Origin of the sequence: Mesorhizobium sp. M1D.F.Ca.ET.231.01.1.1 (genome assembly GCF_003999155.2) — a bacterium.
Taxonomy (GTDB): domain Bacteria; phylum Pseudomonadota; class Alphaproteobacteria; order Rhizobiales; family Rhizobiaceae; genus Mesorhizobium.
In genome coordinates, this window is sequence record NZ_RZOZ02000304.1 from 1 (window position 1) to 279 (window position 279).

General features: G+C 59.9%; 1 protein-coding gene. It reads right to left on the reverse strand.

Annotated features, from left to right (window positions below):
* A partial coding sequence (locus EN874_RS33420) for a DUF819 family protein (protein WP_135884760.1) occupies nucleotides 1–199 on the reverse strand: 199 nt, incomplete at its 3' end.
* Nucleotides 200–279: the final 80 nt, after the last annotated feature.

Below are 279 nucleotides of genomic sequence, written 5' to 3' on the forward strand. Positions count from 1 at the left end.
GGCCATCGATGACACCGGCGGTGTTGTAGATGGCGGGGATGAAGTAGCACAGCAGCAGGGCCGGCACCCAGGCGAAGATCTTCTTCAGCAGCGGCGTCGGACCACTGGCGGCCCAGAAGATCAGGGCCAGGGTGGCGGCAATCAGGCCCAGTCCAACGATGTCGTTGCTGATCAGGGCAGGAGCGGGTTCGGTCGGCATGGGATCCTCTGTCGATCGAAAGAGCGGAAAAAAAAAGCGCCGCATAAAGCGGCGCAGGTTGAGATTAACATTGTCTTCAC